Origin of the sequence: Nocardia camponoti (assembly GCF_014646135.1) — a bacterium.
Taxonomy (GTDB): Bacteria; Actinomycetota; Actinomycetes; order Mycobacteriales; family Mycobacteriaceae; genus Nocardia; species Nocardia camponoti.
The window spans coordinates 472,801-485,639 of the sequence record NZ_BMMW01000001.1; the positions used below are offsets into that span (position 1 = coordinate 472,801).

14 protein-coding genes are annotated in these 12,839 nt (G+C 65.4%); 11 read left to right on the forward strand and 3 right to left on the reverse strand.

The genetic code is table 11. The features are described 5' to 3' along the window. Positions 1 to 11: 11 nt before the first annotated feature. A complete protein-coding gene (locus tag IEX78_RS24850; protein WP_505806209.1) occupies positions 12 to 206 on the reverse strand; it encodes a hypothetical protein in 195 nt (64 codons plus the stop codon). On the opposite strand from IEX78_RS24850, the gene IEX78_RS02110 reads away from it, so the two are divergent. The 9 genes from IEX78_RS02110 to IEX78_RS02150 all read left to right on the forward strand — a co-directional run bounded on the left by IEX78_RS02110 (position 187) and on the right by IEX78_RS02150 (position 9,004). Then, a complete protein-coding gene (locus IEX78_RS02110) occupies positions 187 to 2,127 on the forward strand; it encodes a serine/threonine-protein kinase (RefSeq protein ID WP_505806203.1) in 1,941 nt (646 codons plus the stop codon). The two genes, IEX78_RS24850 and IEX78_RS02110, sit on opposite strands and share 20 nt — an antisense overlap. Next, positions 2,124 to 3,113, forward strand: a complete 990-nt coding sequence (locus IEX78_RS02115) for a PP2C family protein-serine/threonine phosphatase (protein ID WP_229683656.1) — start codon at positions 2,124 to 2,126, stop codon at positions 3,111 to 3,113. Before IEX78_RS02110 ends, IEX78_RS02115 begins: the two co-directional genes overlap by 4 nt. After that, positions 3,110 to 4,402 (forward strand): vWA domain-containing protein, encoded by a 1,293-nt coding sequence (locus tag IEX78_RS02120; RefSeq protein ID WP_188826991.1) that lies wholly within the window; start codon positions 3,110 to 3,112, stop codon positions 4,400 to 4,402. Before IEX78_RS02115 ends, IEX78_RS02120 begins: the two co-directional genes overlap by 4 nt. 1 nt (position 4,403) lies before the next feature. Then, on the forward strand, positions 4,404 to 5,015 hold the full coding sequence (locus tag IEX78_RS02125; protein WP_188826992.1) for a double zinc ribbon and FHA domain-containing protein: 612 nt from the start codon (positions 4,404 to 4,406) through the stop codon (positions 5,013 to 5,015). 37 nt (positions 5,016 to 5,052) lie between these two features. Next, the gene (locus tag IEX78_RS02130; protein WP_188826993.1) at positions 5,053 to 5,907 is read left to right on the forward strand and encodes an SDR family oxidoreductase; all 855 of its coding nucleotides are present in this window, start codon (positions 5,053 to 5,055) and stop codon (positions 5,905 to 5,907) included. An 84-nt stretch (positions 5,908 to 5,991) separates the two neighbouring features. Next, complete coding sequence (locus tag IEX78_RS02135) at positions 5,992 to 6,705, forward strand: response regulator transcription factor (RefSeq protein ID WP_188826994.1); 714 nt, start codon at positions 5,992 to 5,994, stop codon at positions 6,703 to 6,705. Positions 6,706 to 6,774: 69 nt separating this feature from the next. Continuing rightward, positions 6,775 to 7,338: a diaminobutyrate acetyltransferase gene (gene ectA, locus IEX78_RS02140; RefSeq protein WP_188826995.1), complete on the forward strand. Its 564-nt coding sequence runs from the start codon at positions 6,775 to 6,777 to the stop codon at positions 7,336 to 7,338. After that, on the forward strand, positions 7,338 to 8,606 hold the full coding sequence (gene ectB, locus IEX78_RS02145) for a diaminobutyrate--2-oxoglutarate transaminase (protein ID WP_188826996.1): 1,269 nt from the start codon (positions 7,338 to 7,340) through the stop codon (positions 8,604 to 8,606). Before ectA ends, ectB begins: the two co-directional genes overlap by 1 nt. Continuing rightward, complete coding sequence (locus tag IEX78_RS02150) at positions 8,603 to 9,004, forward strand: ectoine synthase (protein ID WP_188826997.1); 402 nt, start codon at positions 8,603 to 8,605, stop codon at positions 9,002 to 9,004. The genes ectB and IEX78_RS02150 overlap by 4 nt, the downstream gene beginning before the upstream one ends. Here the strand turns inward: IEX78_RS02150 and IEX78_RS02155 are convergent. Next, complete coding sequence (locus tag IEX78_RS02155) at positions 8,987 to 9,865, reverse strand: tetratricopeptide repeat protein (protein ID WP_188826998.1); 879 nt, start codon at positions 9,863 to 9,865, stop codon at positions 8,987 to 8,989. The two genes, IEX78_RS02150 and IEX78_RS02155, sit on opposite strands and share 18 nt — an antisense overlap. Positions 9,866 to 9,952: 87 nt before the next feature. Next, positions 9,953 to 10,969 (reverse strand): hypothetical protein, encoded by a 1,017-nt coding sequence (locus IEX78_RS02160; RefSeq protein WP_188826999.1) that lies wholly within the window; start codon positions 10,967 to 10,969, stop codon positions 9,953 to 9,955. Between the two features lie 56 nt (positions 10,970 to 11,025). On the opposite strand from IEX78_RS02160, the gene IEX78_RS02165 reads away from it, so the two are divergent. Beyond that, the gene (locus IEX78_RS02165) at positions 11,026 to 11,457 is read left to right on the forward strand and encodes a MarR family winged helix-turn-helix transcriptional regulator (RefSeq protein ID WP_188827000.1); all 432 of its coding nucleotides are present in this window, start codon (positions 11,026 to 11,028) and stop codon (positions 11,455 to 11,457) included. Between the two features lie 44 nt (positions 11,458 to 11,501). Then, positions 11,502 to 12,779, forward strand: a complete 1,278-nt coding sequence (locus tag IEX78_RS02170; RefSeq protein WP_188827001.1) for a glycosyltransferase 87 family protein — start codon at positions 11,502 to 11,504, stop codon at positions 12,777 to 12,779. Positions 12,780 to 12,839: the final 60 nt, after the last annotated feature.

Here is a 12,839-nt window from a genome sequence, read left to right on the forward strand (position 1 = left end):
ATTCTCGACGGCTACTGCGAAATCTGCGGCACCGCACCCATCGCGGCCACCGCACACAGTCCATCGGCGCCCACGGTCAGTTCTTCCTCTTCGCGCCGGTCCGTGCGCACCCGTTCCGCGTCGTCGAGGTCGGCCGGGCGCGGACGACTCGGTGCTGGCGTTATCGACATTCCGTCGATCCCCAAAATCGACCCCGCCACCGCCATCCTCGCCAATCCCCAAGTGCCCGAAGCAGACCGGTACTGCGGCAAATGCGCCAAACCGGTAGGGCGTACCACCGCGACCGCCGAGGCGCGCGTGAAAGGGTTCTGTCCCGACTGCGGCACCCGCTACTCCTTCGAGCCGCGCCTAAAAACCGGCGACCTCGTCGGCGGCCAATACGAGGTCGCGGGCGCGCTCGCCCACGGCGGGCTCGGCTGGATCTACCTCGCCACCGACCACCGCGTCAACGGCCGCTGGGTTGTCCTCAAGGGCCTCATCGACACCGGCGACGCCGACGCCCTCACCGCGGCGGTCGCCGAGCGACGGTTCCTCGCCGAAGTTGACCACCCCAACATCGTCAAAATCCACAACTTCACCGAACACATCGACCCAGACGTCGATGCGCCCGTCGGCTACATCGTCATGGAATACGTCGGCGGCACTTCGCTCAAACAGATCCTGCGCGACTACCGCACCGAAACAGGCAACCACCTGCCGCCCGCCCGCGCCATCGCCTACGTGCTCGAAATGCTGCCCGCCCTCGGCTACCTCCACGCCCGCGGTTGGGCATACTGCGATTTCAAACCCGACAACGTGATGCAAACCGAGGAACGCCTAGAACTGATCGACCTCGGCGCGGTGATCGCCATGGACGACGACACCAGCCCCATCTACGGCACCATCGGCTACCAAGCTCCCGAAATCGGCGAAACCGGCCCCACCGTCGCGACCGAGGTCTACACGGTCGGCCGCACCCTAGCTGTGCTGCTGATGCGTCTACCCGTGGTGAACGGCCGACTAGGTCCGCTGCCCACCGCAGACACCGAACCGGTTCTCGCCCAGCATGATTCGCTCTACCGTTTCCTGCTTCGCGCCACCGACCCCGACCCTGACGCGCGGTTCGCGTCGATGGGCGAGATGGCCGAGCAACTCACCGGTGTCCTGCGCGAAGTCGCCGCGACCGACGACAATATCGCCCGCCCCGCGATGTCGACGAGCTTCGGCCCACCTCGCGGGGTCGTCGCATTAGGCGATACCGCCCCCGAACCAGCCAAGCTCATCGCGACGCTGCCAGCGCCCCTCGTCGACCCGACCGACCCTGGCGCCGCTCTCCTCGCGACGACCAATGCCGCAAACCCGCACGATCTGGAACAGGCATTCGGCAACGCGGGCGACTCCGTGGAAATCCCTCTTCGGTTGGTGCGCGCGGAAATCGAGGCGGGCAACGTCGAGGCGGCGTCAGCGCGACTCACGAAAATCGAATCCGTCATTCCCGACGACTGGCGCTGCCGCTGGTACCGCGCCCAACTCGCGCTCCTTACCGAGCAAGTCCCCGATTTCGACGCCGTCTACGCCGCGCTGCCCGGCGAAGCCGCCCCCAAACTCGCACTGGCCGCGACGTTAGAGCACACCGATAACGACCACGCGCTCGCGCTTTACGAGCTGGTCTGGCGCACCGATCACCAGTTCGTCTCCGCCGCCTTCGGGGCCGCGCGCCTGCGCAGAGCGCGTGGCGATCGAGCGGGCGCGGTCGCCGTCCTCGATCAAGTCGAGCAGACGTCCGCGCATTACCTGCCCGCCGCCATCGCGGCCGTGAACACGCTGCTGACGAACCGCCCGGCAACGGAACTCACCGAAGACCTGATCCGAACCGCCGCTGACCGCGTCGCCCGGCTGACGATCGAGGCGCGCGGCGAGGCTGCCCGAGTGCGTATCACCGTCCTCGACGCGGCGCTTAGCTGGCTCCGGCTTGGCGGGGGCGTAACCGGACCGGGCAAGCTGTTAGATGTGGATTTCACCGAAGCAGGTGTGCGAACAGGATTGGAACGATGCTGGCGGATTCTGGCGCGCGAGGCCGACGACATGTGGACGAGGTTCGCCCTTGTCGATCAGGCGAACGCGGTACGACCGAGGACACGGCGATGACCGCCCCGGGCTGCGGTGAGTGCGCCACGTCAGCACACGCCGGACATCGCTTCTGCGAAGGATGCGGCACCGAGCTCCACGTGCGCAAAACCGCACTGCCCCTCCATGATTCGACCGTGGTCCCGCAATGCTCAACCTGCGGGGAACGCGAGTACGAGCAGGGTTACTGCACGCGATGCGGCAGCGCACGCCCCGTGCCCGACCGGTTCGAAGACGACCTTGGCAGCGTCTACGTCCTGACCGATCGCGGAATTAGCCACTCGCGCAACGAAGATGCCGTGGCTGCCGCGGTCCACGCGGGCGACGGCACCCGGGTTGTTGTTGTCTCCGACGGCGTTTCGACATCCCAAGACCCCCAAGCCGCGTCCGGCACCGCAGCACGCACCGGCGTCGACGGCACCTTGGCCGCGCTCGCGGCGGGCAATCCGACTGATGTCGCTGTCATGGCCGGACTCGCCGCCGCCACCGCGGCCGTGCGCGGCATGTCACGCAACCGTGACTACGCCCCGTCGTGCACCTACGTCGCCGCCGTCATCCGCGACACCCCAGCGGGCACCGAGATCACCGTCGCCAATGTTGGTGACTCCCGGGCATTTTGGCTCGCGGCAGGCGACCCCACCACGTCGCGTCGGCTCAGCACCGACGACTCGTGGGCGCAAGCACTCGTCGACGCGGGCGCGCTCGATCCCGAAGCGGCGATGCGTGATCCACGCGCCCACACCCTCCTACGATGGCTCGGCGCGGACGGCGGCGAGCAACCGTGGTCGGAGAAATGCCTTCAACAGGTCGTGATCACCGACCCTGGCACCGTGCTGCTGTGCAGTGACGGCCTGTGGAACTACCTGCCCGAAGCCGTGAGCCTCGCCGGGTTCACCGTCGAAACCAGCCCGCAGGCAGCAGCGCGCGCGCTCGCCGAGTTCGCGCTCGATCGCGGCGGCAGCGACAACATCACCATCGCCTTGGTACCGATAGCAGGAGCAGCATGAGTTCGGCCGACAACGCGGGCATTTCGATCGCCATCGATCAAAACGAATTCCTGCCCGAAGACGGCAACGTGGTCGACGCGGTCCTCACCGTCACCACCAGCGACGCGCTCGCCGTTGCAGCAACGCCACCGCCACGCCTGGAAATCCTCATCATCGACATCTCCGGATCGATGGCGGGCCAGCGTAAATTCGAAAACGCCCGCGCCGCAACGAAAGCCGCGCTCGCCGAAATCGCCGACGGCACCGCCTTCGCGATCATCGCGGGCACCGACACCGCACGCCTGGTCTACCCGCCTAAGCCTTCGCTCGCGGTGCAAGCCAATCCAGCCAACCGCGACAGCGCCCGTCGCGCACTCGATAACCTGCGCCCCAACGGCGGCACCGCGATGGGCACATGGCTGGCACTTGCCCGCCAGATCGTAGCCAGCAACCCGGGGACCCAAGCACACGCGATCCTGCTCACCGACGGCAAAAACGAACACGAGAAGCCCGAGCAGTTAGCGGCCGAACTCGACCGGTGCGAAGGACTTTTCGTCTGCGACTGTCGCGGTGTCGGTGCCGACTGGGCCGCCGCCGACGTGCATAAAATCTCGGCGAAACTGTCTGGCAGCGCCGACATTGTCGCCAACCCGGAAAACCTGTCCGCCGATTTCGCCGCGATGATGCGATCGTCAGCGGCGCGGGTGATCCCTGAACTCACGCTGCGCGTGTGGACCCCCGCAGGCGCGAAAGTGCGCATCGTTAAACAGGTTTCACCTGTGCTTGAGGACCTGACGGGGCGGCGCGCCGATACCGGCGCGCAGGTGGGGGAGTACCCGCTGTCGTCGTGGGCAGCCGAGGAACGCGAATATCACCTGCAAATCGAGGTCGACCCCGCGCCCGTCGGTCGGGAGAAACTTGTTGGCAGGTTGAGCGTGCTGGCGGGCGACGAAGTACTCGGCCAAGGGCTCGTGCGCGCGGTGTGGACCACCGACTCGTCGCTGTCGACGCGCATTAGCTCCCGTGTTGCCCACTACACCGGTCAGGTCGAATTGGCCCAGGCCGTGCAGGAAGGGCTTGCCGCGCGTCGCGCTGGCGACACCGCGACGGCGACCGCCAAACTCAAGCGCGCTGTCGAACTCGCCGCCGCGTCCGGCCACGACGACACCGCGAAACTCCTGCGCGCCGTCGTTGAGGTCGACCCGCGCGACGGCACCGTCCGCCTGCGCGGCCACGTCGGCGCCGCCGAGGAACTCGCACTCGACATTCGCTCGACCAAGACCGCGCGCGTGCGACCGGAAGGGGCGTGACGTGCCCGTATGCACCGACGGCCACCTATCGGCCGCCACCGACTACTGCGATGTCTGCGGGTCGTCACTGCATGCCGTCGACCCCGTTGTGCTGCGACTATGCCCGTCCTGTCAGCGGCCGTCGCCTGGCCGATTCTGCGAATCATGCGGCCACGATTCGGAACTGCCGCCCCCGCTGAGCGCACCCGTCGTGGTGAGCGCGCCGCCGGTGTGGTTCGCCCGTATTTTCGCCGACCGCGCCTATTACGCCCGCGTGCAATCACATAAGGGCCCTGACGCTGCCCGGGTCGCGTTTCCCGACGCCTATCCGGAACGGCGAATCCCGTTGCAGGGCACCGAGTTTCTCATCGGAAAGAAGTCGGTGTCGCAAGGCATTGACCCCGCGATCGACTTGGGTATCGCACCAACTGACCTCGGGGTGTCGCGACTGCACGCGGTGCTGCGCATCGACCCAGCAACCGGGGCGCTGTCGGTCACCGACCTTGGTTCAACGAACGGGACCTGCCTCGACGGCACCGAACGCACCATTCGCCCGCAGGTACCGGTCGCGTTGACCTCGGGCAGTCGCATCCACGTCGGCGGCTGGACGACGATCGTGATCGAAGCCAAGTGATAGACAGGACACTTTGCCGCCGCCTATGGTCTCGGTCATGACCAAGTTCGACGGCAAAACCTGCCTGATCACCGGGGCGGCCAGCGGTCTTGGCCGTGCCACCGCGTTCGCCGCCGCCGCCAAAGGCGCATCGCTCGTCATCACCGACATCTCCGCGGACGCGCTGGAGACCACCGCCGCCGAACTGCGCGCCACCGGCGCGACCGTCCACTTAGCCCACGCCGCCGACGTCAGCGACCATTCCGCTGTCGTCGGGCTCGCCGCCCACACCTTCGACACCGTCTCCCACGTTGACGTGGTGATGAACGTCGCAGGCATCGCGACCTGGGGAACGGTCGACAAACTCACCCATCAACAGTGGCGGCGCACCGTCGACATCAACCTGATGGGCCCGATCCACGTGATCGAAGAATTCGTTCCGCCGATGATCACCGCCGGACGCGGCGGTCATGTGGTGAATGTGTCGTCGGCGGCCGGGCTGTTCGGGCTGCCGTGGCACGCACCGTACAGCGCGTCGAAGTTCGGGCTGCGCGGCGTGTCGGAAGTTTTGCGCTTCGATCTTGCGCGCCACAAAATCGGGGTGAGTTTGGTGTGCCCGGGCGCGATGGCGACACCGATGGCCGACTCGATCGACATCGCTGGCGTCGACCGCGATAGCGACGCCGTGCAGAAGGCGCTCAAGCTGTTTCTGCGGCACGCGGTGACCCCTGAACAAGCAGCTAAAGCGGTTATTCGCGGTGTTGAACGCAACCGCTACTACGTGTACACGTCACAAGACATTCGCCTCTCGCATTGGGGTCAGCGCTACTTCCCCTTCGGGTACAACATGGCGATGCGAGGCATGAACGCGGTCATGACGAATTACGCGAAAAAGAACGACCTCGTGCACTGAGATTTATTACGACGGGTTTGCGCTCTACCGATCCGGGGTACATAACGGATCGGTAACAAGCTCGAAGCAGTAAAGGATGTGCCGATGAGCGCGAACCTCATGATCATTGATGACGACATCGCGATGCGTAGCAATCTGCGCCGCGCGATGGAAGACGAAGGGTATGCCGTCGCTGAAGCGGGCATGCCAGCTGACGCGCTCGACCAACTCCGCGTCGACGGCGTGCCCGACCTGATGATCGTCGACCTCATGCGCGGAGAGACCGACGGCTTCGATTGCATTCGCGAAATCCGCCGCGATCACGACGTACCGATCATCGTGATCAGTACCCGCTACGACACCCACGATGTGGTCGCCGCACTCGAAGCGGGTGCCGACGACTTCGTCAGCAAACCTTTCGAAATCAAGGAAATTACCGCGCGGATGCGGGCGTTGCGGCGTCGCGCCCGACTGGCCGCCGATCGTGACGACCACGTCGAAGTCGTCTTAGACGACACCGTCGATGACGAACTTGTGCTCGCTGTCGACGCGGGCGCGGTCCGTAGAGGCGACACCGAAGTCCATCTCACCGTCACCGAATTCCGGTTGCTGTGTGAACTCGCGGAGACGCCTGGGCGTGTCCTCAGTCGCACAACACTGCTCGAAAGAGTGTGGGACCAGGGCTTTTACGGTGATGAACGCATCGTCGACGTCCACGTGCGTCGGCTGCGGACCAAGATCGAACGCGACCCGTCGCGCCCGCGCATCGTCGTCACCGTGCGTGGTCTTGGCTATCGTTTCGACCCGCCAGCGCGGTAAAACGATCGTCACGTAACCGCAAAGGGCTCGACATGATGACCGCAAACTGGGTCGGCAAATGTAGAAGACATGCCAACGCAGACCATGTCCCTCGATCCGGCTGCCGCAACGGCGGCAACCGCGTCGCAACCCCGACTGCGGCTGCGGGCACCCCGACTCGGTGACGGCGCGCACCTGTGGCGCATCGCCCGCGACTCGCAGGTGCTCGACCTCAACTCCAGCTACGCCTACGTGCTGTGGTGTCGCGATTTCGCCGCCACCTGCGTCGTCGCCGAAGACCGCGACGGCGCGGTGGTCGGCTTCGTGATCGGCTACGTCCGCCCCGACGCCCCGGACACGTTGTTCGTGTGGCAGGTCGCGGTCGACGCCGCCCAACGCGGACGTGGCGTTGCCGCCGACATGCTCAACGCGTTGCTCGACACCGTCGCCGACGCGGGCATCACCACCCTGGAGACCACGGTCGCCCCGAGCAATACAGCTTCACGCGCGCTGTTCGCAGCGGTCGCCCGATCGCGCGGCGCGCACCTTCGCATCGTCGACCTTTTCGACGCAACTGACTTCCCCGACGCCCACGAGGCCGAGCAACTGCACGTCATCGTGCCCGTGCGACGCCACAGCCAGGAGGAAAAATAATGACAACGACCGAACTCGATGTGTTCACCGCGATGGAATCCAATGTGCGCGGCTACTGCCGCGACTGGCCAACGGTGTTCACCACCGCGTCCGGCGCGTGGCTGCGCGATGAGGCCGACCGCCACTACCTCGACTTCTTCGCTGGTGCGGGCGCCCTCAACTACGGCCATAACAATCCCGTGCTCAAGTCGGCGTTGCTGAAATACATTGCCAGCGACGGCATTACGCATGGTCTCGACATGTCGACCGTCGCCAAGCGTGAGCTACTCGAAACCGTGCGCGACCTGATCCTCACCCCGCGCAACCTCGATTACAAGGTGCAGTTCCCCGGCCCGACCGGCGCGAACGCGGTCGAAGCCGCACTGAAACTGGCGCGCAAGGTCACCGGCCGCAAAACCGTGCTCAGCTTCACCAACGCCTTCCACGGCATGACCCTTGGCGCGCTGTCGGTCACCGGCAACGCGGCTAAGCGCGCGGGTGCGGGTGTTCCGCTCGAACACGCGACGCCCATGCCGTATGACGGCTATTTCGACAACACCACCGAGGACTTCGGCTGGATGCAGCGTGTTCTCGACGACAGCTCGTCGGGCTTCGACCGGCCCGCGGCCGTGATCGTCGAAACCGTGCAGGGCGAAGGCGGCGTGAATGTCGCGCGCCCCGAATGGTTGCGGCATCTCGCCAGCCTGTGCCAGTCGCGTGGCATCTTGCTCATCGTCGACGATGTCCAGATGGGTTGCGGACGCACCGGACCGTTCTTCTCGTTCGAACACGCGGGCATCACCCCCGACATCGTCACGCTGTCGAAGTCGATTAGCGGGTACGGCCTGCCGATGGCGTTGGTGCTGCTCAAGCCCGAACTCGACCAGTGGGCACCGGGCGAGCACAACGGCACCTTCCGTGGCAACAACCCCGCGTTCGTCACCGCGACAGCCGCGTTGCGCGAGTACTGGGCCGACAACCGACTCGCCGAACACACCGCCGCCAACGGCAACTACATCGCCAACACGCTGTCGAACATCATCGCCGGGCACGAAGGCATCAGCACGCGCGGTCGCGGCATGGTCGCTGGCATCGTCTTCGATGACCCGTCGCAGGCGGGCAAGGTGTGCCGTACCGCCTTCGAACGCGGCTTGCTTGTCGAGACGTCCGGGTCGATGGACGAAGTGGTGAAACTGCTTCCGCCACTTACCCTTTCGAGCGACGAACTCAATCACGGCCTTGGCGTGCTCGCCGATTCGATCAACCTCGTCTGTGGTGATAACCAGTGATTGTTCGCACCACCGACGAAATTTCGGGCACCGATCGCGATGTCGCCGACGCGGGGTGGCGTTCCAAACGCATCATCCTCGCGTCCGATCGAGTTGGGTTCTCGTTCCACGAGACGACGATCGCGGCCAACACTGTTCACGAGTTTCACTACGCCAATCACGTAGAAGCCGTGTGGCTCGTGGAAGGTGAAGGTTCGCTCGACGACCTCGACAACGGGGTCAGTTACCCGCTCGGACCTGGGTCGATGTACCTGCTCGACGGTCATGAACGGCATCGGGTCACCGCCCGCACCCAGCTGCGGATGCTGTGCGTGTTCAACCCGCCCGTCACCGGACGTGAAGTGCACGACGAGCACGGCGTGTACCCGCTGATCCTCGAATCAGCCGAGCTGGCTTAACAATTCGCTCGCGCGCGGATCGGTGTCGGCGATCGTCGCCAACCAGATCCGCGCGCCAGCGTGTTCACCCGAACGCATCAAGGTCACCCCGAGGTCGTACGCGGCCCCGGGGTGACCTGCTTCGGCGGCCTGAGTCCACAGCATGCGGGCCGAATCATGTTCGCCGCGTTCATACATCGCGGTGCCGAGGTCGTGGAGAGCGCGACCGACGCTGGGCGGTTTCGCCGCAGGGGACTGCGACGACTCCGGACTGGACTGCGGCGTCGGCGCGGGGGCAGGGTGGTCGCTTCGGGACTGTGCCGTGGTCGGACGCACCATCGGCATTGTCGGTGGGAAAACGCGTGCGTCGTCCGGACCAAGTAGCGCGGTGACGTCGGTGCTCACCTGCACGACCAACTCGTTGAAATCCGGCGTGCCAGGTCCGGTGCTGCACCACAGCGTGACGGGCCCATCGGGCATCAGGTCGACGACGAGTCCGTAATTGCCGGTCCACGATTCGCATTCGCCGGTGGCAGTCGCCCAGACGGGTGTCAACGTCAATAGTGCGTCGGGGGAGTGGGCGATCACGGTGATGGCGGTTCCGGCAAGCAACGTTTCCTGCCAAATATCAACGCCCGCAACAGCTTTGCCGCCGAGCACAAGGTGCCCATCCTGCACGCTCAACCCGAGCCCGACCCGCGTCACCTCCTGGCCGGGCGCCGCGGTGAGCGCCTGCAACCGCACCGCTGTGGCGCCAACCGCGAGCGCCTCGGTGTACATCGGATACACCTGTGCCCCACACCAGTCGATGGCCTCGGCGCCGGTGTAGCGCGCCGAAAGTGGCGGCCGCTCATGGCGATCGGGCGCGTCGGGTTGATTCATCGGTGCAGCCCACAGCCTTTCCGCCGGTACCCGCTCATTGCGCGCTACACCGTACTCGCCTAACCTTGCGCGGGTGCGACTTTGCGCTCAAACAGCCGCTGACTCGCCGACTTCCTCCTCGACGGCAGCGGGCGAGACCGGCTTAGGTGCGTTGCGTGCCTCGTACGCGGCTGCCGCGACCACGGCCACAATGCCGACCGCCAACCAGCCAACGAGCGCGAGGACGTGTCCGCCGAAACCAGCGCCGGCATCGAAGTAGAGCAAATCGCGCACGCCTTCAACGAAGCCCGCACCGTTCCAGAACGAGTGCAGTGCGGCGAAGAACCCGTTTTGCAACTGCGGCCCGTACACGCCACCGGAGGTCGTGAAGTTCAGCATCACGAACAACGTGATCAACGCCAGCGTGGTCCAGCGCTTGAGGAAGGTGTGCAGGCCGATGCCGACGGTGATGATGCCCGCGCAGTAGAGCCACGCCATGCCGAACACGGTCAGATAATCGCTGTCGATCACGTGAAAGAGCGGACCGGCGACAACGAGCGAAATCGCGCTCACCACGAACGCCGTCCCGATGCCGAGGGCGACCCGCACTCGCATGCGCAAGGTCGCCGCGGCAGCGCCAAGCACGGCGACGCTGGCGTAGGAACCGACGCTCAGCGCGACGAGCAAGAAGAAGATGCCCTGGCCGGTCGGGTCGCCGGGGGCGCTTGACGTGACATTGGTGACCGTCAGCGGGACGCCCTGATGATCTGACACTTGCCGGAAGACCAGCTCGGCGACCTGGGCAGAGGTTTCCGAGCCCGCCTTGGCAACGAGCAGTTCCGGGTGCTCGCCAGGAACGTACGCGCCAAGGATGTCGCGGTTCTTCAACCCGGTGACCGCGTCGTCGCGGGAATGCAGCGTGACGATGTCAATGCCGTCGCCCGCCTTGTCCTTCATCGTTTGCGCCATCACCAGCGTCTGCGGGGAGTCCCCGACCACCGCGAGGCTCAGGTGGTCGGGCGTGGGCTGGTGGAACGCGCCAAGGTAGGCCAACGCCATGCCGAGGCACATCAACAAGGGGGTCAACAGGTGTCCGGCGATGTGCCGGAACTGCTTAAGCGTCATCGCAAGCTTCTCCAACAGTTGGTAAATGCAACTAATAACTGTTGTAGGATACAACTATGAAGAGGCACGACGCAAGAAGCAGCGCGGTCGACACCATCCAGCGCGAACTCACCGCCTTCGCGCGCCGCGCACGCGGTCGCGCCGCTGAACTGCACCCCGAGTTGAGCCTGGTCGCCTACAGCATTTTGGATCTGGCTCGCGAACGTGACGGCTGCCAAGCGACTGACCTCGCCGAAGCGTTCCTGCTTGATAAGTCAACGATCAGCAGGCAGGTCACCGTGCTCGAAAACGGCGGCTACCTAACCCGCGAAGTCGACCCGACCAATCGCCGCAACCAGCTCCTGCGTGTCACCGACGCGGGCCGTGCGGTGCTCGCCGCCGCCGACCGACAACGTCGCGCCGCCTTCACCGCCCGCTTCGCCGACTGGACCGACACCGACGTCGCCGCCTTCGCCGACTATCTCGCGCGCTACAACCAGGACGGGTAAACCGCGCGAGCGACATCAGCGGCAGGTCGGTATAGTCGCCGCGGATGAGTAGTAACGCCACCCACCCCACGCAAGAACAACGGCCACGCCCGGTCAACCGAGCATGGTGGCTGGTGCCGGTGTTGCTCACCGCCTTCTCGATCGCGTGCGTCGAGGTGCCGCTGTGGCCATTCCGGTCCTACTCCGGCGGTTTCATCGACCTTCAGGTCTACCGACTCGGCATTGAAGCCATGCGCAACGGTGCAGATATGTATGGCCAGCTCCCGAAAACCACCGCGGGCATCGGGCTGCCGTTTATCTATCCGCCGTTCGCCGCGCTTGCGTTGAGTCCGTTCGCGTTGTTGCCGTGGGGGATCGCTAAGACGCTGTATGTGGTGGTGTCGATTAGTGCGGTGGCCTGGACGCTGTATCTGGTCGCGCGGCGCTACCACGAACGCAGTCGCCAAGCCGCGCTGTTCGTCACCGCGTGCGCGCTGCCGGTGGCGATGATGCTCGAACCGGTTCGCGAAACTATCGACTTCGGGCAGGTCAACCTGCTGCTGATGGTGCTTGTCGCCACCGACTGCCTGCTACCGCGCACCCGCTACCCGCGCGGCATGCTCGTCGGTATCGCGGCTGCGATCAAGCTCACCCCGGCCGCGTTCGTGCTGTTCTTCCTCATTCGCAAGGACTACAAAGCGGCCGCGTGGGCGGCGGGAACGGGTGCGGGTGCCACGCTGCTCGCGTTCGTTTTCTTGCCGACGGAGTCGAAGCGGTACTGGTTCGGCGGCCTCGGCAACGTTTCGGGACTCAGCGGATCGGCCTTCCACACCAACCAGTCCATTCAGGCGGTCATGGCGCGACTGCGGATCGAAGGACTCGCGTTCGACCTGCTCTGGGTCGTGTTGAGCCTGCTGCTGCTCGCTCTTGTTGTCGCGGCGATGCGCAAGGCTATCGACGCGCCCGCCATCGCGCTCGCGCTCAATGCGGTCTTCACGCTGCTCGTCTCGCCGATCTCGTGGTCGCACCACTGGATCTGGATCGCGCCCGCGCTGCTCGCGATGGCGTGTCACGCCCGCACGTTGCCTGCGGCGAGCGCACGCGGCTGGTACGCGACCACCTTCGGTGTCGCATTGGTCTTCATCATCGCGCCGCACAGTTTCCTGCCCGATGCCGAACATCGGGAGACGCTGTGGAGTTGGTCGCAGCACCTCATCGGCGACACCTACGTGTGGTTGGCCGTCGCGTTGGTTGTGTTGTTTCTGGTCACTGGTCGGCAGCGTGACGCCGAACCGACGTCGCTCGTCGGCAGTCCTGAAACAGCTCGCGTACCTGCCGCCTGACCGGAAAAACCTGCCCTGACCACCCGATTTGGAAGACTCGGCGAGTGTCGGATAATCTTT